This window comes from Leifsonia sp. GW821-FHT13C05 (assembly GCF_058806515.1).
The window spans coordinates 1,115,101-1,134,220 of sequence record NZ_JBXAPT010000001.1 but is presented as its reverse complement, the minus strand read 5'-3'; the positions used below and the strand labels follow the sequence as shown (position 1 = coordinate 1,134,220).

The following is a 19,120-nucleotide window of genomic DNA, read 5'->3' as shown; positions in this document are numbered from 1 at the left end:
GTCTGCGCACGCGGATCTGCGGCTAGAGGCCCACCCACTCGGAGACGCCGTCGGCGAAGTGCTGGCGTTTCCAGATCGGCACGCGCGCCTTGATCAGCTCGACGAGAGCGGCGCAGGCCTCGAACGCCTCCGCCCGGTGCGGAGCAGCGACGGCGGCGATGAGCGCCGGGTCTCCGATGGTCAGCGAGCCGACCCTGTGCTCCGCGGCGACCCTGAGTCCCGTCCGCGACGCGATCTCCTCGCAGCACTCGCGGAGGAACCGCTCGGCCTCCGGATGCGCCCGGTAGTCGAGGGAGACGACACTGCGCCCTCCGTCGTGGTCGCGCACGATGCCCTGGAAGGAGACGACGGCGCCGGACTCGGCCCGCCAGACGAACTCGTCGACCGCCGTGCCGTCGAGAGGGTCGGCGCTGATCGAGGCGTAGACGTCGCTCATCGGGTGTGGTCGCCTCCGCGCAGCTGGTCGAGCAGGTGGGGGAGCAGGTCGTCGAGCACGGCGAGGCCGTCGGACACGCCGCCGCGCGAACCGGGCAGGTTCACCACGACCGTGCCACCTGCGACACCGGCGACGCCCCTGCTCAGGGCGGCGAGCGGCGTGTGCGCAGCTCCGCGGGCGCGCAGGGCCTCCGCGACGCCGGGCAGGGTCCTGTCGAGCACGGCGGCGGTCGCCTCCGGCGTGCGATCGGTGGGGGAGACGCCGGTGCCCCCGGTGGTCAGGAGGACGGCGGGGCGGGCGGACAGTGCATCCCGGATGGCCGGGGCGATGTCGGCGTCCGCGACCACCCGCACCTCGGCGGGAAGGCGACGCTCGGCCAGCCACGTGGCGATCACCGGGCCGGTGGTGTCCTCGGCCTCCCCGGCGGCGGCGCGGGTGGAGGAGACGATGACGATGGCGGTGGATGCGGTGGGTGCGGTCGCAGTGTCGCCGCTTGCGTGGTCCGGTGCGCCCGCATGCTCCGCCTCCGCATCCTCCCTCCGCCACTCGCCGCGCTTGCCGCCGCTCTTGGACAGCAGCTGAACGTCGGTCAGCGTCGCAGCGGGGTCGACGGCCTTGATCATGTCGTGCAGCGTGAGGCCGGCCACCGCCACCGCCGTGAGCGCCTCCATCTCCACTCCGGTGCGTCCGTGCGTGCGGGTCGTCGCCTGGATGTCGATCACGCCGGCCTCCGCGTCGAGCGAGAACTCGATGTCCACCGCGGACAGCGGGAGTGGATGGCAGAGCGGGATCAGTTCCGAGGTGCGTTTCGCCCCGCCGATCCCGGCGAGCCGAGCCGTGGCGAGCACGTCGGCCTTGGGGAGGTCGTCGGCGCGGACCAGCCGCACCACGTCCGACCGGGTGACGACGCGCCCGCGCGCCACGGCCTCCCGATCGGTCTCCGGCTTGCCGCCGACGTCGACCATCCTGGCGCGCCCGTCGCCGTCGAGGTGGCTCAGCCGTGCCTGTGACCCAGCACCAGACCCCGCTGCACCAGACCCCGCTGCACCCGTTCCCACAGCATCCCCGCTCATAGTGTCCACACTGTCACGTCGTCGCCCGCCGCGAGCGCTTCCGTCTCCGCCGGCACGTCGATCAGCACGTCCGCCCTGGCCATCGCGGCCACCAGGTGCGAGCTCGGACCTGCCACCTGCTCCACCGTGCCGTCCGGCAGCCGCCTGCCCCGCAGGAACTGCCGTTTCCCCACCACCGACCGCAGCTCGGCCGAGAGCTGCGCGGTCTCCACGCCCGCGGCGGCGAGCCCGGCGGAGGCACGCAGCAGGTCGCGCAGGAACACGGTGAACGACACCTGCGTGCTCACGGGGTTGCCGGGGAACGACAGCACGGGCACACCCGCGACGACCGCCGTGGCCTGCGGGCCGCCCGGCTGCATCGCGACGGTCACCACCTCGGCTCCGTGGGGCTGCAGCACCTCCCGCACCACCTCGTACGCGCCTTTCGAGATGCCGCCGGAGGTGACGACGAGGTCGCTCGCGCCCACCGCATCCATCAGCGCCCGCTCGAACTCGTCGTGGTCGTCGCTCGTCGCCGTGCGCACCGAGACGAGGGCGCCGGACTCCTGCACCAGCGCGGCGAGCGCGATGCCGTTGGCGTCGAACACCTGGCCGAACCCGGCGGGCGTCCCGTCCGTGCCCTTTTCGGCGCTGCCCTTTTCGGCACTCACGAGCTCGGCGCCGGTCGTGAGGATGCCGACGCGCAGCAGCTGGCGCACGTCGACGGCCTCCACTCCCGCAGCCGCCAGCGCGGCCAGGTGGCGCGCAGCGAGCCGGACCCCCGCCTCGACCAGCACGTCGCCCCTGCGCAGGTCGCTTCCCCGCTCGCGCACGTACTCGCCCGGGCGGCGGGACCGGCCGATCGTGACCACGGCGCCCCTCAGGTCGTCGTCGCGGCCGAGCACCAGGTCGGTGTCCTCCACCGGGACGATCGTGTCCGCTCCGCTCGGCACCGGCGCGCCGGTCATGATCCGCAGCGCCGTCCCCGGCGTGAGGATGACCGGAACGGTGTGCCCGGCCGGGATGTCGCCGCTGACCTCGAGCGCGACGGGGACGTTCCGGATGTCGGAGGAGCGGACGGCGTACCCGTCCATCTGCGAGTTGCGGAACAGCGGCAGGTCCACGTCGGAGCGCACGGCGGCGGCGGTCACCCTCCCGGCGGCCTGCGCGAGCGGCAGGCGCTCCGTCGTGCCCCCGGCGAGCAACGGCTCGACCAGCCGGGCGATGGTCTCTGCGTGCTCCTCGACCGTGCGCGGTGGCGTCATGGTCTCAGTATCGCGCCAGGTCGGCGTCGATGTCTCGTGCCCAGGCGTCGATGCCCCCGGACAGGACGATCCCGGATGCTCCCACCTCCACCAGCCGTTGCCTCGCCGTCTCCGCCCGGATGCCGTGGTGGCAGACGATCACGATGGGGTCGTCGCCCAGCCGGGAAGCGACGCCCTCCGCGTCGTCCAGCACGACGCCCAGCGGAACCAGCAGAGAGCCGGGGATCTCGGCGATGTCCGCCTCCCACGGTTCGCGCACGTCGAGCAGCGTGTGCGGTTCGCCGGCGAGGAGCCTGGCGTGCAGCTCGGCCGGGCTGATCGAATGGGCGACGGCGTCGGTCAGCCCGCAGAACGCGTCGTAGTCGATCAGACCGGTGATCGGCGCGGCGGCGGGGTCGCGCTCGTACGCCAGCTCGCGCACATCGCCGCGCAGCGCATCGTGGATGAGCACCCGCCCGATGAGCGGCGTCCCCGTCCCCGTGACGAGCTTGATCGCCTCGCTCACCATCACGCTGCCGATCATCCCGCACACCGACGGCAGCGCACCGGCCTCCGCGCAGCTGGCGACGCTGCCCGGCTCGGGAGGCACCGGGAACAGGTCGCGGTAGTGCGGCCCGTGCTCCGCCCAGCTGACGCCCACCTGGCCGCCGAACTGGTGCACGGCGCCCCACACCACGGGCACGCCGGCGAGCACGGCGGCGTCGTTCACCAGATAGCGCGTGGGGAAGTTGTCGCTGCCGTCGAGCACCAGATCGAACCCGGCCAGGATGCGCTCGGCGTTCTGCGCGGTCAGCCGCTCGCGGAACAGCACCAGCTCGGTCTCCGCGTCCAGAGCGCGCACGGCGTCCGCCGCGGAGTCGACCTTGGCGCGCCCGACGTCGGCCGGGGTGTGCACGGTCTGCCTCGGCAGGTTGCTCCGCTCCACCCTGTCGTCGTCCACGATGCCGATGGTTCCGACGCCCGACGCGGCCAGCAACGGGAGCACAGCGGCGCCGAGCCCGCCCGCGCCGACCACGAGGACGCGGGAGTTCCGGATGCGGCGCTGGGCGAGCATCCCGAAGCCGGGCAGCTGGGCGGTGCGGGCGTAGCGGGCCTCGCGGTCCGGCGAGAGGTCTGGTCCTGGTGCGACGAGCGGAGGAATCCCCATGAGCCCAGTATCGCTTGCGGAGGGGACGGTCACTCAGTCGGCCGGTTGCTCAGGAGACGGTGACCTGGATGCTGTGCAGCCCGGTCGCCCCGTCGGGCACCACATCGGCGACCCGCGAGGTCTGCACCATGCCCGTCGCATCCGTCGCCCGCACCCGGATGGTGTGCGAGCCCTTCGTCGCGGCCCATGCGTACTTCCACTGCCGCCAGGTGTCGGCGGAGATCGCGTCGGCGAGCGTCGCCTCGTGCCATTCGCCGCCGTCGATCTGGACGTGCACGGCGCTCACGCCGACGTGCTGCGACCAGGCGACACCGGCGACGGCCACCGTTCCGGCTGCGACCTGGCGGCCGGATGCGGGAACGTCGATCCGCGACGACAGCTTCACCGGCCCGCGCTGCGACCAGCCCCTGTCCGTCCAGTACGAGGTGACGGCGTCGAACCTGGTCACGTTCAGCTCGACCACCCACTTGGTGGCCGACACGTATCCGTAGAGGCCGGGCACGACCATCCGCACCGGGTAGCCGTGCTCCAGAGGGAGCGGCTGCCCGTTCATCCCGACCGCCAGGATCGCGTTCCGCTCGTCGGTGAGCGCCTCGATCGGCGTGCTCGCCGTCCAGCCGTCCTGGCTCTTCGACAGCACCATGTCCGCCTGCGGTTTCGGTTTCGCGCGGGCCAGCAGGTGCCGGATGGGGTAGCCGAGCCAGGTGGCGTTGCCGATCAGGTCGCCTCCGACCTCGTTGGAGACGCAGGTGAGGGTGGTGGTCGACTCCTCCAGCGGCAGCTTCAGCAGGTCGGCGAAGCTCAGCTCGACCTCGTTCTCGACCATGCCGGTGATGCGCAGTTTCCAGGAGGACGGGTCGATGCCGGGGATCTGCAGGGCGGTGTCGATGCGGTAGAAGTCGGCGTTGGGGGTGATGACGGGGGAGAGGCCGGCGATGTCGAACGAGGCGCCGGCCGGGATGGGCGGGGCAGCGACCGCGGGCTTCGGCAGGTGGAACGCCGCGCGCGCCGCCGCTGCAGTGCGGTACCCGGTCGCCACGACCTGCCCGACGACCACGGCCAGCGCACCAGCGGCGGCCGTGGTGGCGGTGGCGGTCACGAAGCGGCGCCTGGTCACGGCGCCGTCCGGCGAGATCCTGCTCGGCACGGTGCCGCGCAGCATCCTGGCCAGCGACCCGAGCACGAGGATGCCGACACCGGCCGTCACGACCGACGGGACAGCATCCAGGAATCCTGCCCCAGACCTGGTGAGCGCGGCCAGCACGCCGAACGCGCCTCCCAGCCCGATCAGGATGCGCCCGAGCGGCGGCCTGCGCAGCTCCAGCCAGCCTGCCAGCGCTCCGGCGACCAGCAGCACGATGCCGAGCGAGATCACCAGCACGGCTTTGTCACCGGTGCCGAACAGGGCGATGACGCCCTCCTTCAGCCAGGCGGGGACGAGGTCGATCACCAGGGCGCCGACCACGAGCACCGGGCTGCCGTTCTGCACCAGGAACGCGCTGACCAGCTCCCCGGCCCCCACACCGGCGAGCACACTCGCCACCCCGGTCGACGCCGAGCGCCAGAACGACACCATGCGCAGAGAGTATGGCCGCAAGCTGGGACAGAGTCGAGTGCTGCGCCCGCGCCGCATCCGGGCGTGGGAGGCTTGACGCACGATGTCAGAACGCAGTCAGCTCCGCGTCGGGACGATCCCCGGCTACACCGGTCCAGCAAGCCTGGACGACGACGCCCTCTACGACACGTTCGTGGACTGGGTGGAGGAGGGCGGCATCAGCCTGTACCCGGCCCAGGACGAGTCGGTGATCGAGATCGTCGCCGGGGCGAACCTCATCCTGAGCACACCGACAGGAACGGGCAAGTCGCTCGTCGCCGTCGCGGCGCACTTCGCCGCGCTGGCCCGCGGAGAGCGCAGCTTCTACACCGCACCGATCAAGGCGCTCGTGTCGGAGAAGTTCTTCTCGCTGGTGGAGATCTTCGGGGCGGAGAACGTCGGCATGATGACCGGGGACTCGGCCGTCAACGCCGATGCTCCGATCATCTGCTGCACGGCGGAGATCCTCGCGAACCTCGCCCTCCGGCACGGAGCAGACACCCCGGTCGGCCAGGTCGTGATGGACGAGTTCCACTTCTACTCCGACCCCGACCGCGGCTGGGCGTGGCAGGTGCCGTTGCTCACCCTTCCGCGCACGCAGTTCGTGCTCATGTCCGCGACCCTCGGCGACGTGACGGCGCTCGCCGACGACCTCGGCGCCCGCACCGGACGGGAGACCGCGACGGTCACCGGCGTCGAGCGCCCGGTGCCCCTGCACTACTACTACGAGCTCACCCCGGTGCACGAGACGGTCGAAGACCTGCTCAGCACCGGCCAGGCGCCCATCTACATCGTCCACTTCTCCCAGCTGGCCGCCCTCGAACGCGCGCAGGCCCTGTCGAGCGCGCGCATCGCCAGCAGGGAGCAACGGGATGCGATCGCCGAGCTGATCGGCGAGTTCCGCTTCACCACGTCCTTCGGCAAGACGCTCTCCCGGCTGCTGCGCCAGGGCATCGGCGTCCACCACGCGGGGATGCTGCCCAAATACCGCAGGCTGGTCGAGCAGCTCGCCCAGCGCGGGATGCTCCGCGTCATCTGCGGCACGGACACCCTCGGTGTCGGCATCAACGTCCCCATCCGGACGGTGCTGCTGACGGCACTCACCAAGTTCGACGGCACCAGGATGCGCCAGCTGAACGCCCGCGAGTTCCACCAGATCGCCGGACGCGCCGGCCGGGCGGGGTTCGACACGGCGGGAACGGTCGTGGCCCAGGCGCCCGAGCACGAGACGGAAAACCTGAAAGCCATCGAGAAGGCGGGCGACGACCCCAAGAAGCGCCGCAAGATCGTGCGCAAGAAGGCGCCGGACGGCTTCGTCTCCTGGGGAGAGCCGTCGTTCAGGAAGCTGATCGAGGCCGAGCCGGAGACACTGACCTCCTCGATGCAGATCACGAGCGCCATGCTCATCAACGTGATCGCCCGCGGCGGCGACGTGTTCGAGCACGTCCGCGCGCTGGTGTTCGACAACCACGAGCCGTGGAAACGGCAACTCGCCCTCGCCAGGCGCGCCCTCGGCCTCTACCGCTCGCTGCTCACGGCTGGCGTCGTCGAGAACGTGGACGGCCGCATCCAGCTGACCGTCGACCTGCAGCCGAACTTCGCCCTCAACCAGCCGCTGTCCCCGTTCGCGCTCGCCGCGTTCGAGCTCTTCGATCCAGAGGCCCCCGAGTACGCCCTCGACATCGTCTCGGTGGTGGAGGCGACCCTCGACGACCCGCGGCCGGTGCTGTCCGCGCAGCAGTTCCAGGCGCGCGGAGAAGCGGTGGCGGCCATGAAGGCCGACGGTGTGGAGTACGACGACCGGATGGAGGCGCTGGAGCAGGTCACGCATCCCCAGCCCCACGCCGAACTGCTGGCCGCCGCATTCTCCACCTATGCGGCCAGCCAGCCGTGGGTGGCCGACTTCGAGCTCAGCCCGAAATCGGTGGTGCGCGACCTCTACGAGCGCGCGATGACGTTCGGCGAGTACATCGCCCTCTACAAGCTCGCCCGCTCGGAGGGCGTGGTGCTGCGCTACCTGTCCGACGCATACCGTGCCCTCGGCCAGACGGTGCCGGCCGACCTCCGCACCGACGACCTCCGCGACCTGATCGAGTGGCTCGGCGAACTGGTCAGGCAGGTCGACTCGAGCCTCCTGGACGAGTGGGAGGAGCTCATCCATCCGGATGCTGCCGCGCACGCGGCCTCCGCGGGGGAGCTGGCGCCTCCTGCGCCCCGCAACGTGACCACGAACCGGCGCGCGTTCTTCGTGCTGGTCCGCAACGAACTGTTCCGCCGCGTGCAGCTGGCGGCCCTCGACAAGGTGCAGGACCTCGGTGCGGTCGAAGTGGAGGCCGCAGCCCTCGCCGGACTCGCCACCCCGACCTTCACCGAACTCGACTGGGATGAGGCCCTGGAGGCCTACTACGCCGAGCACGACGAGATCGGCACGGACGCTGCGGCCCGCTCGGCGGCCATGATCATCGTCGACGAGACGGCAGCGGCAACAGACGGCGTCTGGAAGGTGCGGCAGATCTTCGCCGACCCGGCCGGCGACCACGACTGGGGCATCAGTGCCGAGGTGCTGCTGCCCGCGTCCGCGGAGGCGGGCGTCGCGGTGTTGTCGGTGACGGGCGTGGGGCGGCTGTAATTCACCCCACGTGGTGCCGCCGCTCCAGCGCCGCCCCTTCCACGTCCACGTTCGGCAGCGCCTTGTCGAGCCAGCGCGGCAGCCACCAGGCCGAGCGGCCGAGCAGGTGCATCAGGGCGGGCATCAGCAGCATCCGGACCACGAAGGCGTCGACGAGCACGCCGAAGGCGAGGCCGAAGCCGATGGAGCGGATCATCGTCGACTCGCTGAAGACGAAGCCGCCGAAGACCGAGATCATGATGAGGGCCGCAGCGATCACCACGGTGCGTCCGGCCCGGAGGCCCTTCGTGACGGCCAGGCGGGCGGAGGCTCCGTGCACGTACGCCTCGCGCATCCCGGACGCCAGGAACAGCTGGTAGTCCATCGCCAGGCCGAACAGGATGCCAACCAGGATCACCGGGAGGAAGCTCAGGATGGGGCCGGTGTGGATGCCGAGGGCGTCCGCTCCCCAGCCCCACTGGAACAGGGCGGTGATGGCTCCGTACGTCGCGAACAGCGACAGGATGAAGCCTCCCGTCGCGATGAGCGGCACCAGCAGCGAACGGAACACCAGGATCATGATCAGCAGGGACAGACCGACCACGACCACCAGGTAGAGCGGAAGCACGTCTGCGAGATTCTGCGAGATGTCGAGGTTGATCGCGGTCTGGCCGGAGACGCCGAGGGTGATGTCGCCGTCGATGGTGCCGAGCGAGCGGAGGGCGCCGACGAGCTTCTCGGTGGAGACGCTGTTCGGGCCTTCGGTGGGGATGACCTGGAACGCCATCAGCCGGTGGTCGTCGGAGACCGCGATCGGCGCGACGGCGACCACGTCCTTCTGGTCGGCGAGCGTGCGGGCGACGTCGAGCTGGGTCGCGGTGACCTTGTCGTCCGCGAGGCCGGCCGGGACGTTCGCGGTGACGAGCAGCGGGCCGGTGGCGCCGTCCCCGAACGCGTCGGCGGTCTGCTCGAACGCGTTGTACGTGGTCGATCCGACGGGCTCCGAGGAGCCGTCCGGCAGGCCGACCCGCATCGACAGGGCCGGGATGGCCACCACCAGCAGGGCGGCGGCGGTCGCGATCACCGTGACGACGGCACGCCAGGTCGCCATCGGCTTCACGGTGCTGTCGTCGTGGTGCACGGTCCCCACCTTCGTCCTGGCGCGCTTGGAGAGCAGCCGGGTGCCGAGGAGGCCGAGGACGGCGGGCGTCAGCGTGATCGCGATGAGGACGGCGAGCACGACGGCGACGGCGCCGACCGTGCCCATCAGGCCGAGGAACGGGACGCCGGTGACGTTCAGCGCGAGCAGGGCGACCACGACGGTCGTGCCGGCGAACACCACGGCGTTGCCGGAGGTGCCGTTCGCGAGGCCCACCGATTCGTGCGGCTCCGCCCCCTCTAGGAGCTGCCGCCTGTGCCGCTTCACGATGAACAGCGAGTAGTCGATGCCGACGGCGAGGCCGAGCATGATGGCGAGCACGGGCGTGACGGACGCCATGTCCACGATCCCGGAGAACGCGAGCGACCCGAGCGCCGCGACGGCGACGCCGAACAGCGCGGTCACCAGGGGGAGTGCCGCCGCGACCAGCGAGCCGAGCACCACCACCAGAACGATCGCGGCGAAGACGACGCCGACCGCCTCTCCGACGCCCACGATCTGCGGCACACCCTGGGCGATGTCGGTGGAGAACGAGACCGTGACGCCGTCGATCGGCTTCGCCTCGAAGTGCTTGATGACGGCCTGCTTGGAGTCCTCGGACAGTTCGAGGCGGGGCTTCGTGAACGACACGTTGACCAGCGCCGTCGCGCCGTCCTTCGACACCACCCGGATGCCGTCGGACAGTTTCAGCAGCTCGGCGCCCTGCGAGAGCTCCTTCTGCTTCGCCTCGACGGTGGCGCGGTTGGTGTCGATGGTCTGCTGCTGCGCGTCGAGCTGCGTGGTCGGCAGGCCGGCGGCCTGGAGCTGCTGCTTCGCCGCATCCAGTTGCTGCTGCCCGGCGTCGAGCTGTGCCGCCGCCGCATCCAGCTGCGTGGTGCCGTCTGCGACCTGCGCCTGGCGGTCCGCCCGCTCCTTCTCGGTGCTGAACGGGTCGTTGACGCCGGACACGTCGGGAAGGCCGTCCGCGTCGGCGACGAGGGCGCTGATGTCCTTGCGCTGCGCGTCGGAGAGTGCGGAGCCGTCCTTGCTCTGGAACACCACGGTCCCCGAGGCGCCGGCGAAGTCCGGGAGCTTCTTCATCAGCTCGTCCACGACCGCCCCGGATGCGGTGCCCGGCACGTCGAAGCTCGTCGCGAGCCCCTTGAAACCGATCAGGAACCCGCCGACGGCGATGCCGAGCACGATGATCCACGCCACGATCACCCGCCCGGCGCGTCGTGCGGAGAACTTCCCGAGGCGGTAGAGCAGTTCGGCCATGTCGCATCCCTTTCGTGGCGTCCGCGTCGATAATACGCAACGGTCCGTCTCGAAATATGCAGGTAAGCTGTGAGCCATGCCGGAAGGACGACGAGGGGCTCCCCGCAGCGAAGCGGCTCGGCTCGCCATCCTCGACGCCACGGCAGCCCTGTTCGCCGAACGCGGCTACGACCACCTCAGCATCGAGGGCATCGCCGCGCGCGCCGGCGTCGGCAAGCAGACCGTCTACCGCTGGTGGTCCGGCAAGAGCGAACTGATCGCGGAGTGCCTGCTCGAAGGGATGCTGCTGCCGGAGCGCTTCGTCCTGGCCGACACCGGCGACCTCCGGGACGACCTCACCTCCTGGCTCACCGAGGTGCTGACGGTGCTCGAGAGCGCGACGGGGGAGGCCCTGTTCCGGTCCCTCATCGCCGCGGCGACGGCCAACGCCGACGTCGGGAGCAGGCTGCGCGAATCCCTCGCAGATCCCCGCCTGTTCGCCACCAGGCTGCGGGATGCGCGCGCGTCGGGAGAGCTGCGCGCCGACCTCCCGATCGACGACGTGAGCGAGACGGTCATCGGCGCGCTGATCTTCCGCGCCCTGGCCGGAGCGCCCTCCGACCCCGGATTCGCGGAACGCCTGGTCGATCTCGTCCTCGGTCCCCGTCCGGTCGGCTCCCGGTGAAGTTGACCTCGCCCGCCAGCCGTGTGAGTATCTTCGTGGTTGCCTAACAGCGCCAGGTCACTTGCATGAATCCCCGATGAACTTCCGCGGGGCGGACTGTGTCCCGAGACGAGAAAGAAACCGGTGGATCTCACCCTCATCGTCGTGCTGGTCATCGCGCTGGCCCTGTTCTTCGACTTCACCAATGGCTTCCATGACACAGCGAACGCCATGGCCACCCCCATCGCCACCGGTGCGATGCGCCCGAAGGTCGCGGTCGCTCTCGCTGCCGTCCTGAACCTCGTCGGCGCGTTCCTGTCGACCGAGGTGGCGAAGACCATCTCGGGCGGCATCATCCGGGAGGGCGACGGTGGCGTGCAGATCACGCCGGAGCTGATCTTCGCCGGTCTGGTCGGCGCCATCATCTGGAACATGGTGACCTGGCTGCTCGGCCTGCCGTCGTCATCCAGCCACGCCCTGTTCGGCGGCCTGATCGGTGCAGCCCTGGTCGGCGCAGGGCTCGGCTCGGTCGACTTCGTGGTCGTGCTCGACAAGGTCATCCTGCCCGCGGTGATCGCCCCGGTCACGGCCGGTGTGGTGGCGTACTGCGCCACGAAGCTCGCGTACTGGATCACCCGCCGTTACGACGGTCGCCCGGATGGTCGCGGCGGCTTCCGTTACGGACAGATCTTCTCCTCCTCCCTGGTGGCGCTGTCGCACGGAACGAACGACGCGCAGAAGACGATGGGCGTCATCACCCTCACACTGATCGCCTCCGGTGCGCAGGCGGCGGGCTCGGGCCCGGAGCTCTGGGTCGTCATCTCCTGTGCGCTGGCCATCGCCATCGGGACGTACTCGGGCGGCTGGCGCATCATCCGCACGCTCGGCCGCGGCCTCACCGAGGTCAAGCCCGCGCAGGGCTTCGCGGCGGAGACGAGCACGGCGGCGACCATCCTGGCCTCCAGTCACCTCGGCTTCGCCCTCTCCACCACGCAGGTCGCATCCGGTTCGGTGATCGGCTCCGGCCTCGGCCGCCGCGGGGCGTCCGTGCGCTGGGGCACGGCGGGCAGGATCGCCCTCGGCTGGCTGCTCACCCTCCCGGCCGCCGGCATCGTCGGGGCCGTCTCGGCCTGGCTCGTGGGCCTCGGCCCGATCGGCCTCGCGATCGACGCGATCGCCGCGGTCATCGTGATCGTGCTCATCTTCTGGCTGTCCAACCGCAACAAGGTCGACAGCGAGAACGCGGTCGCCCCCGCCCCGGTGCAGGGTGTCAGCGAGGTTGCAGCATCCGGTCGCGCCGTCAAGATCAAGAAGGTCAAGCCGCTCAAGAAGCCGCGCGGCAAGGAGAAGGAATCAGCATGATCGACTGGGTCGCCTTCCTGATCGTCTTCGCAGCATCCATCGTCGGCGCGTGCGTCGTCGTCAGCCTGTATGCCCTCGGCACGCGCCTCCTCGCCGTCGCCGGCCGGGCTTTGTTCGTCGAGCCGGTCGAGTTCACCGACGCGATCACCGTCATCTCCCCGGAGGAGGCGGCGCGCGCCCTCAAGAAGGCCGCGAAAGCCCGCAAGAAGAATCCCCTCTCGGACGCGCAGAAGCGCTGGGCGCTCACCGGCGCGTACGCGTGCTTCGTGGGGTGCGGCCTCGCGGTGCTGTACGGGCTGTACCTGATCATCCCGTTCTTCCACCAGTAAGGGCGCCTCGCGCGGTGGCCGCCGCTGCGACGGCTCCGATCGCTGTGGCCGTGAAAGATCGCATGGGACTCCTCAAGAAGGTCTTGTGGGTTCCGGACTGGGATTCAGCGTGCACGTCGTCGTGCCGCGGAGGCCGCCAGCGGCGCGGTGTCTGCGCGCACATCCAACAGTGCCTGCCGATTCGCGCACGGATGCGCAAGTGGGGTCAGCGTGGGTCAGCGGCCGAACGGAAGGGGAGCGCCTTCGGGGAGTGCCGTCACGCCTTGGCTCGGGGTGAGGGTGACGAGTCCGCCGGTGTCGTTCATCGCGTACACGATGACGCGGTCGGCAGCGGTCGCGAGCGCGTCGCCGCTGGTGTATCCGTCGCCGCCGTCGCACGGGTCGGCGCGGGATCCGATCCGCACCACGGTTCCGGATGCGCTGCCTTTGACCGCATCGTCGACCTCGAACCGGTAGGCGCGCACGTCGCCCAACGCTGTCCCGATGGTGCCGTCCCGTCCCGCGACGTGTCCGACGACGACCACGTCCGCCTGCCGGTATGCGGCGTCGGGGTCGGAGAAATCCGCCCAGCTCGGGCACGAGCGCACCACCGGCGCGCACCCGGAGAGTGTGGCGGCCGCGAGGACGAGCGCGCCGAGCGTTCCCGCGACGGCGATCGGCCTCCTCGTCCTCTGCACACACCCATCATGCCGCAGGGTGCGTCGAAGGCGGCCGGCATCGGCGCGGGCGAGTAACGCAGGAGATCCCGGCGGACACGCCGGTTCGGTGTCCGTCCGAGCGGAGATTCACGCGGGCGACGCGCGATTCTCCGCTGGAACGGACACCGGACGGAGCCGCGGACGGAGCCGAGGGCGGAGCCCGTCAGTCGGTGCCGCGCAGGCGGGCGACCGTCCGCATCAGGTGGTAGACCACGATCGCGGCGATGGTGCCGAGCGCGATGCCGTTGAAGGTGAGCTGCCCGAGGTTGAGGGTGAAGTCCGCGATGCCCACGATGAGGGCCGTGGCGGCGGTGAACTGGTTGACCGGCTTCGAGAAGTCGACTTTGTTGTCGAGCCAGATCTTCACACCGATGATGCCGATGAGGCCGTAGAGGGCGGTGGTCACGCCGCCGAGCACGCCGGCCGGGATCGTGTTGATGACAGCGCCGATCTTGGGGGAGAGGCCGAGAAGCACGGCCACGAAGCCCGCCACCCAGTATGCGGCGGTCGAGTAGACGCGGGTCGCGGCCATCACGCCGATGTTCTCGCCGTACGTGGTCGTTCCCGAGCCGCCGAAGAACCCGGCGATGGTCGTCGCCAGGCCGTCGGCGAACAGGGCGCGGCCGGTGAGCTTGTTCACGGACGGGTCCGTCAGCTGGGCGACGCCGCGGATGTGGCCGACGTTCTCGGCCACGAGCACCAGGACGACCGGCAGGAATGCGGGGAGGATGCCGAACGTCGCACCGGGGTTCTCGAACGGGTTCGCGGGGAATGCGAACGTCGGGAAGCCCAGCCAGTCCGCCTTCGCGACGGCGGTGAAGTCGACCTCGCCGACGATCACGGCGAAGATGTAGCCGACCACCACGCCGATGAAGATCGACAAGCGGCCGAGCAGCCCCTTGAACAGCACGGTGCAGAGCAGAACGGCGAGCAGCGTGACGATGGCCGTCCACGGCGCCTTCACGAAATTGTCCCGGGCGGCGGGAGCCAGGTTGAACCCGATCAGCGCCACGATCGCGCCGGCCACCACCGGGGGCATCAGGGCGTCGATCCAGCCGGTGCCGGTCAGGATCACGATCCCGCCCACGATGGCCAGCAGGATGCCGACGGCGACGATGCCGAACAGGGCCCCGCCCATCCCGTTGCTGGCCGTCGCCGCCGTGATCGGCGCGATGAAAGCGAACGACGAGCCCAGGTAGCTGGGCAGCCGGTTGCCGGTGATCAGCAGGAACAGGATGGTGCCGATGCCGGAGAAGAGCAGCGTGGTGCTCGGCGGGAAGTGCGTGAGCACGGGCACGAGGAACGTCGCACCGAACATCGCGACGACGTGCTGGGCGCCCAGACCGATCGTGCGCGGCCAGGTGAGCCGCTCTCCCGGGAGGACGACGGCCGAGGCCGCGACGTCCTTTCCGTCACCGTGTAGCTTCCAGGGCAGGGGCATGGCGCATCCTTCGCGTCGTATCGGGGCGTTGCGGGCGTCTAGGCTTATTGGCGCGCGTTCGCGCATGAAAGCCCTCGGAGATACTACGGGAGACGACCTTGTCCGCATCGCCTACGAACACCGAAACCGCGCCGACGTTCCGCGGCAGGCTCGACCGGTTCTTCGAGATCAGCGCCCGCGGGTCCAACTGGGCCACTGAGCTGCGCGGCGGCGTCCTGACCTTCGTGACGATGGCGTACATCGTCATCCTCAACCCGCTGATCCTCGGCGGGACGGAGGATGTGACAGGCCACTCGCTGCAGGGGACGCAGCTCGCGGCGGTCACCGCGCTGAGCGCCGGTGTGATGACCGTGCTGTTCGGGCTGGTCGCCCGGCTGCCGTTCGCGTTCGCCGCCGGGCTCGGGATCAACTCGTTCCTCGCGGTCAACGTCGTGAAGATCCTCACCTGGCAGGAGGCGATGGGCCTCGTCGTCATCAACGGCGTCATCATCGTGATCCTCGCGGCCACCGGTCTGCGCCGCCTGATCTTCAACGCCGTCCCTCCGCAGCTGAAGACGGCGATCACGGTCGGCATCGGCCTGTTCATCGCGTTCATCGGCTTCGTCGACAGCGGTTTCGTGCGCAGCACCAACATGTCGTCGCCTCCCGTGCAGCTGGGTGAGGCGGGATCGATCGCCACCGTGCCGACCGTCGTGTTCCTCGTCGCGCTGGTGATCATGGCCGTGCTGATGGCCCGCAAGGTCAAGGGCGCGCTGCTGATCGGGATCGTCGCAGCCACCGTCGTCGCGATCGTCGCCGAGGCGATCTTCCACGTCGGGCCGTCGCTCGGCAAGAACCCGGCAGGCTGGAACCTCACCGTCCCGCAGCTGCCGACCTCGCTCGTCGCGCTTCCCGACCTCAGCCTCGTCGGTCAGTTCGACGTGGTCGGCTCGTTCGGCCGCATCGGCGCCCTCGCCGCGATCATGCTCATCTTCACCCTCGTCTTCACCAACTTCTTCGACGCGATGGGGTCGATGACCGGCCTCGCCCGCAGCGCCGGTCTCGCCAAGGAGGACGGCACGTTCCCGCGCCTGCAGCCCGCGCTCATCGTGGAGGGCGTCGGCGCCATCGTCGGCGGTGGCACCTCCGCATCGTCGAACACGGTGTTCGTCGAGTCGGCATCCGGCATCGGCGAGGGGGCGAAGACCGGTTTCGCCAGCGTCATCACCGGCGCGCTGTTCCTGCTCGCGATGTTCTTCACCCCGCTGACCCAGGTGGTCCCGCTGGAGGTCGCCGCTGCCGCCCTTGTGATCGTCGGTGCGCTGATGGTCGTGCAGATCAGGCACATCGACTTCTCGGAGTTCTCGAGCGTCCTCCCGGTCTTCCTCACGATCATCGTGATGCCGCTGACGTACTCGATCGCCAATGGCATCGGCGTCGGCTTCATCAGCTGGGTGCTCGTCCGGTCGCTCTCCGGGAAGGCGCGCGAGATCAGCCCGCTGCTCTGGATCGTCGCCGCCGGCTTCCTGGTCTACTTCGCCAGGGGTCCGATCGAGGCCGTGCTCCCGCACTAGCGAAGATCAGCCCCCGATTCCAGATCAGGGTGACCCCTGAGCGGAATCGGGGGATAACCGGATGGTGTGGATGCGCGCCTGCCGATTGACTGGATGCACACCATCGATCGAGGAGAACCAGCACCCATGACCAACGTCGCATACCAGGCTCCCGCCCGGACGCTCAGCATCACGAGCTTCGCGCTCGGGATCGCGTCGATCGTCTTCAGCTGGACGTTCGTCGCACCCATCGCCGGCCTCGTGGTCGGCATCCTGGCGCTCGGCCGCGAACCGCAGGCGAAGGCGTTCGCGGTCTGGGGCATCGTCCTCAACTCGATCATGCTCGCCGGCGCCGTGTTCGTGGCGCTGCTCGCGGTGATCGGCGTCGGCGTCGGCCTCGCGTTCCTCCCGCTCGCCTGGCTCTAGCGCCCGAGGCCTGCGTCTCCCGCGCCGGACTTTCGCGGTCCCCGGGCCTGGGACAATGGAGGACGTGGACGACGAGAAGCAGCAGCAGAGCACCCGCACCCGCAGTTTCGTGACGCGAGGGCGGAAGACCGAGGCGCAGACCCGCGCCATCGACGAGCTCTGGCCGGTGTACGGCGTCGAGTTCGACGGGCAGCTCCTCGACCTGGATGCGGCGTTCGGCCACCGTGCGCCGCGTGCGGTCGAGATCGGTTTCGGCAACGGCGAGAACCTGCTTACGCTCGCGGAGCGGCATCCGGACACCGACTTCCTCGGCGTCGAGGTGCACGGAGCGGGCGTCGGGCGCGTGCTCGGCGAGATGCGCGTGCGCGGCATCGAGAACATCCGGGTGGTGCGGCACGACGCCGTCGAGGTGTTCGAGCACGGCCTGGCCGAGCACAGCATCGCCGAGGTGATGATCTACTTCCCCGACCCGTGGCCGAAGGTCCGCCACCACCGCCGGCGCATCGTGCAGCCGGATGTGGCGAAGCTCATCGTCCGCGCGCTCGCCCCCACCGGCGTGCTCCGGCTCGCCACCGACTGGGAGCCGTATGCAGAGCACATGATCGCCGTGCTGGATGCGGAACCCGGCCTGGTGAACACCGCAGGAGAGAGCCTGTTCATCCCGCGTCCGGAGGACCGCCCCGTCACCAAGTTCGAGCAGAGGGGCGAACGGCTCGGGCACGCCATCTTCGATCTGGAGTACCGTCCGGCCGCGCATCCGTAGGATGGCCGCATGACACCTGCGCAGACCGCCGACGACCTCCGCGGCTCCTTCGATCGCGGCACCACGAAGCCCCTCTCGTGGCGGCTCGCCCAGTTGCGTGCACTGCGCAGGATGCTCACCGAGCGTTCGGCCGAGTTCGAGGACGCCCTGCTGTCCGACCTCGGCAAGAACCCGACGGAGTCGCAGATCGCCGAGCTGGGGTTCGTGGTGGGCGAGATCGACCACATGACCCGGCATCTGCGCCGCTGGCTGCGGCCGAAGCGGGTCGGGGTTCCCGGCGCTCTGCTGCCGGCCGGCGCATCCATCGTCCGTGAGCCGGTCGGTGTGGTGCTGGTGATCGCCCCGTGGAACTATCCCGTGCAGCTACTGCTCGCTCCCGTTGTCGGCGCTCTCGCGGCGGGCAACGCCGTGTTGCTGAAGCCGAGCGAGCTGGCCCCTGCGACCTCCTCCGCGATGGCGAGACTGATCCCGGAGTACCTCGACACCCGGGCCGTCGCCGTGGTCGAGGGCGGCGTCGAGGAGACCACCGGGCTGCTCGCCCAGCGCTGGGACCACATCTTCTTCACCGGGAACGGCCGGGTCGGGCGCATCGTCGCCGCGGCCGCCGTCGAGCATCTCACGCCTGTCACGCTGGAGCTCGGCGGCAAGTCGCCGGTCTACGTCGACGACACCACCGACCTGGATGCTGCGGCCCAGCGCATCGCTTGGGGCAAGTTCATGAACGCGGGCCAGACCTGCGTCGCCCCCGACTACGTGCTGGCGACCCCGAGCGTCGCCGCCCGCCTCGCGACCGCGCTGGCCGCCGCCGTGAGCGACCTCTACGGCGCAGACCCGTCGACCAGCCCCGACTACGGCCGGATCGTCGACGACCGCCAGTTCCAGCGGCTGACGACGCTCCTGGATGCGGGCGCGACCGTCACCGGGGGAACCCACGACGCCGCATCCCGCTACCTGGCGCCGACCGTGCTCATCGACGTGCCACGCGACGCCCCGGTGATGCGGGAGGAGATCTTCGGCCCGATCCTGCCGATCGTCACGGTCGACGGGCTCGACGACGCCATCCGGTACATCAGGTCGGGCGACAAGCCGCTCGCGCTCTACGTGTTCAGCGAGGACAAGAGGGTGCGCAGGCGCTTCCTGACGGAGACGAGTTCCGGCGCCGTCGGTTTCGGCGTCCCCGCCGCGCACCTGGCGGTCGCGGGGCTGCCCTTCGGCGGGGTCGGCGCCAGTGGCATGGGCGCGTATCACGGCGAGCACTCGCTGCGCACGTTCAGCCACGAGAAGGCGGTGCTGACGAAATCGCTGAAACCGGACACACTGCGGCTGATCTATCCGCCGTTCACTGAGGCGAAGGACCGGTTCGCCCGCGGGCTGCTCCGCAAGCTCGGCTGAACCGCTTAGCCCCCGA

General features: G+C 70.2%; 16 protein-coding genes. 8 read left to right on the top strand and 8 right to left on the bottom strand.

Going from position 1 to position 19,120, the window contains the following annotated elements; all coding sequences use genetic code 11:
- Positions 1-22: 22 nt before the first annotated feature.
- Genes AC1ROC_RS05420 through AC1ROC_RS05400 form a run of 5 tightly spaced genes read right to left on the bottom strand, consistent with a single transcriptional unit; the run spans position 23 to position 5,476 of the window.
- Complete coding sequence (locus AC1ROC_RS05420; RefSeq protein WP_492998583.1) at positions 23-436, bottom strand: molybdenum cofactor biosynthesis protein MoaE; 414 nt, start codon at positions 434-436, stop codon at positions 23-25.
- Complete coding sequence (gene moaCB / locus AC1ROC_RS05415) at positions 433-1,509, bottom strand: bifunctional molybdenum cofactor biosynthesis protein MoaC/MoaB (RefSeq protein ID WP_492998582.1); 1,077 nt, start codon at positions 1,507-1,509, stop codon at positions 433-435. The genes AC1ROC_RS05420 and moaCB overlap by 4 nt, the downstream gene beginning before the upstream one ends.
- On the bottom strand, positions 1,506-2,753 hold the full coding sequence (locus AC1ROC_RS05410) for a molybdopterin molybdotransferase MoeA (protein ID WP_492998581.1): 1,248 nt from the start codon (positions 2,751-2,753) through the stop codon (positions 1,506-1,508). Before AC1ROC_RS05410 ends, moaCB begins: the two co-directional genes overlap by 4 nt.
- A gap of 4 nt (positions 2,754-2,757) precedes the next feature.
- The gene (locus AC1ROC_RS05405) at positions 2,758-3,900 is read right to left on the bottom strand and encodes a ThiF family adenylyltransferase (protein ID WP_492998579.1); all 1,143 of its coding nucleotides are present in this window, start codon (positions 3,898-3,900) and stop codon (positions 2,758-2,760) included.
- A 49-nt stretch (positions 3,901-3,949) separates the two neighbouring features.
- Positions 3,950-5,476, bottom strand: coding sequence for a molybdopterin-dependent oxidoreductase (locus AC1ROC_RS05400; RefSeq protein WP_492998577.1), 1,527 nt, complete (start codon positions 5,474-5,476; stop codon positions 3,950-3,952).
- Between the two features lie 82 nt (positions 5,477-5,558).
- Between AC1ROC_RS05400 and AC1ROC_RS05395 the strand changes: the two genes are divergently transcribed.
- Positions 5,559-8,123: a DEAD/DEAH box helicase gene (locus tag AC1ROC_RS05395; protein ID WP_492998575.1), complete on the top strand. Its 2,565-nt coding sequence runs from the start codon at positions 5,559-5,561 to the stop codon at positions 8,121-8,123.
- Position 8,124: 1 nt separating this feature from the next.
- On the opposite strand, the gene AC1ROC_RS05390 is transcribed toward AC1ROC_RS05395, so the two are convergent.
- Positions 8,125-10,518, bottom strand: coding sequence for an MMPL family transporter (locus AC1ROC_RS05390; RefSeq protein WP_492998573.1), 2,394 nt, complete (start codon positions 10,516-10,518; stop codon positions 8,125-8,127).
- A 76-nt stretch (positions 10,519-10,594) separates the two neighbouring features.
- Between AC1ROC_RS05390 and AC1ROC_RS05385 the strand changes: the two genes are divergently transcribed.
- From AC1ROC_RS05385 to AC1ROC_RS05375, 3 genes are all read left to right on the top strand, one after another.
- Positions 10,595-11,182, top strand: coding sequence for a TetR/AcrR family transcriptional regulator (locus AC1ROC_RS05385; RefSeq protein ID WP_492998571.1), 588 nt, complete (start codon positions 10,595-10,597; stop codon positions 11,180-11,182).
- Positions 11,183-11,305: 123 nt separating this feature from the next.
- Positions 11,306-12,523, top strand: coding sequence for an inorganic phosphate transporter (locus AC1ROC_RS05380; RefSeq protein ID WP_492998569.1), 1,218 nt, complete (start codon positions 11,306-11,308; stop codon positions 12,521-12,523).
- Positions 12,520-12,852 (top strand): peptidase, encoded by a 333-nt coding sequence (locus tag AC1ROC_RS05375; protein WP_085369283.1) that lies wholly within the window; start codon positions 12,520-12,522, stop codon positions 12,850-12,852. Before AC1ROC_RS05380 ends, AC1ROC_RS05375 begins: the two co-directional genes overlap by 4 nt.
- Before the next feature lie 215 nt (positions 12,853-13,067).
- Here AC1ROC_RS05375 and AC1ROC_RS05370 read toward each other — a convergent pair whose 3' ends face one another.
- Both AC1ROC_RS05370 and AC1ROC_RS05365 read right to left on the bottom strand, forming a co-directional pair.
- Positions 13,068-13,529, bottom strand: a complete 462-nt coding sequence (locus AC1ROC_RS05370; RefSeq protein WP_492998567.1) for a hypothetical protein — start codon at positions 13,527-13,529, stop codon at positions 13,068-13,070.
- Between the two features lie 184 nt (positions 13,530-13,713).
- The gene (locus tag AC1ROC_RS05365; RefSeq protein ID WP_085369274.1) at positions 13,714-14,991 is read right to left on the bottom strand and encodes a uracil-xanthine permease family protein; all 1,278 of its coding nucleotides are present in this window, start codon (positions 14,989-14,991) and stop codon (positions 13,714-13,716) included.
- A 98-nt stretch (positions 14,992-15,089) separates the two neighbouring features.
- Here AC1ROC_RS05365 and AC1ROC_RS05360 point away from each other — a divergent pair, with 98 nt between their 5' ends.
- The 4 genes from AC1ROC_RS05360 (at position 15,090) to AC1ROC_RS05345 (ending at position 19,104) form a co-directional block, all read left to right on the top strand.
- Complete coding sequence (locus tag AC1ROC_RS05360) at positions 15,090-16,544, top strand: NCS2 family permease (RefSeq protein ID WP_210724043.1); 1,455 nt, start codon at positions 15,090-15,092, stop codon at positions 16,542-16,544.
- Positions 16,545-16,670: 126 nt separating this feature from the next.
- Positions 16,671-16,949 carry a hypothetical protein gene (locus AC1ROC_RS05355; RefSeq protein ID WP_492998566.1) on the top strand — a complete coding sequence of 93 codons (279 nt, stop codon included), beginning with the start codon at positions 16,671-16,673 and terminating at the stop codon, positions 16,947-16,949.
- 64 nt (positions 16,950-17,013) lie between these two features.
- Positions 17,014-17,712 carry a tRNA (guanosine(46)-N7)-methyltransferase TrmB gene (gene trmB / locus AC1ROC_RS05350; protein ID WP_492998564.1) on the top strand — a complete coding sequence of 233 codons (699 nt, stop codon included), beginning with the start codon at positions 17,014-17,016 and terminating at the stop codon, positions 17,710-17,712.
- Positions 17,713-17,721: 9 nt separating this feature from the next.
- Positions 17,722-19,104, top strand: a complete 1,383-nt coding sequence (locus tag AC1ROC_RS05345) for an aldehyde dehydrogenase family protein (protein WP_492998562.1) — start codon at positions 17,722-17,724, stop codon at positions 19,102-19,104.
- Positions 19,105-19,120 lie beyond the last annotated feature (16 nt).

Coding starts and splice junctions, on each gene's coding strand:
- AC1ROC_RS05420 (WP_492998583.1), bottom strand. CDS start 436: ATGAGCGACGTCTACGCCTCGATCAGCGCCGACCCTCTCGACGGCACG.
- moaCB (WP_492998582.1), bottom strand. CDS start 1,509: ATGAGCGGGGATGCTGTGGGAACGGGTGCAGCGGGGTCTGGTGCAGCG.
- AC1ROC_RS05410 (WP_492998581.1), bottom strand. CDS start 2,753: ATGACGCCACCGCGCACGGTCGAGGAGCACGCAGAGACCATCGCCCGG.
- AC1ROC_RS05405 (WP_492998579.1), bottom strand. CDS start 3,900: ATGGGGATTCCTCCGCTCGTCGCACCAGGACCAGACCTCTCGCCGGAC.
- AC1ROC_RS05400 (WP_492998577.1), bottom strand. CDS start 5,476: ATGGTGTCGTTCTGGCGCTCGGCGTCGACCGGGGTGGCGAGTGTGCTC.
- AC1ROC_RS05395 (WP_492998575.1), top strand. CDS start 5,559: ATGTCAGAACGCAGTCAGCTCCGCGTCGGGACGATCCCCGGCTACACC.
- AC1ROC_RS05390 (WP_492998573.1), bottom strand. CDS start 10,518: ATGGCCGAACTGCTCTACCGCCTCGGGAAGTTCTCCGCACGACGCGCC.
- AC1ROC_RS05385 (WP_492998571.1), top strand. CDS start 10,595: ATGCCGGAAGGACGACGAGGGGCTCCCCGCAGCGAAGCGGCTCGGCTC.
- AC1ROC_RS05375 (WP_085369283.1), top strand. CDS start 12,520: ATGATCGACTGGGTCGCCTTCCTGATCGTCTTCGCAGCATCCATCGTC.
- AC1ROC_RS05365 (WP_085369274.1), bottom strand. CDS start 14,991: ATGCCCCTGCCCTGGAAGCTACACGGTGACGGAAAGGACGTCGCGGCC.
- AC1ROC_RS05355 (WP_492998566.1), top strand. CDS start 16,671: ATGACCAACGTCGCATACCAGGCTCCCGCCCGGACGCTCAGCATCACG.
- AC1ROC_RS05345 (WP_492998562.1), top strand. CDS start 17,722: ATGACACCTGCGCAGACCGCCGACGACCTCCGCGGCTCCTTCGATCGC.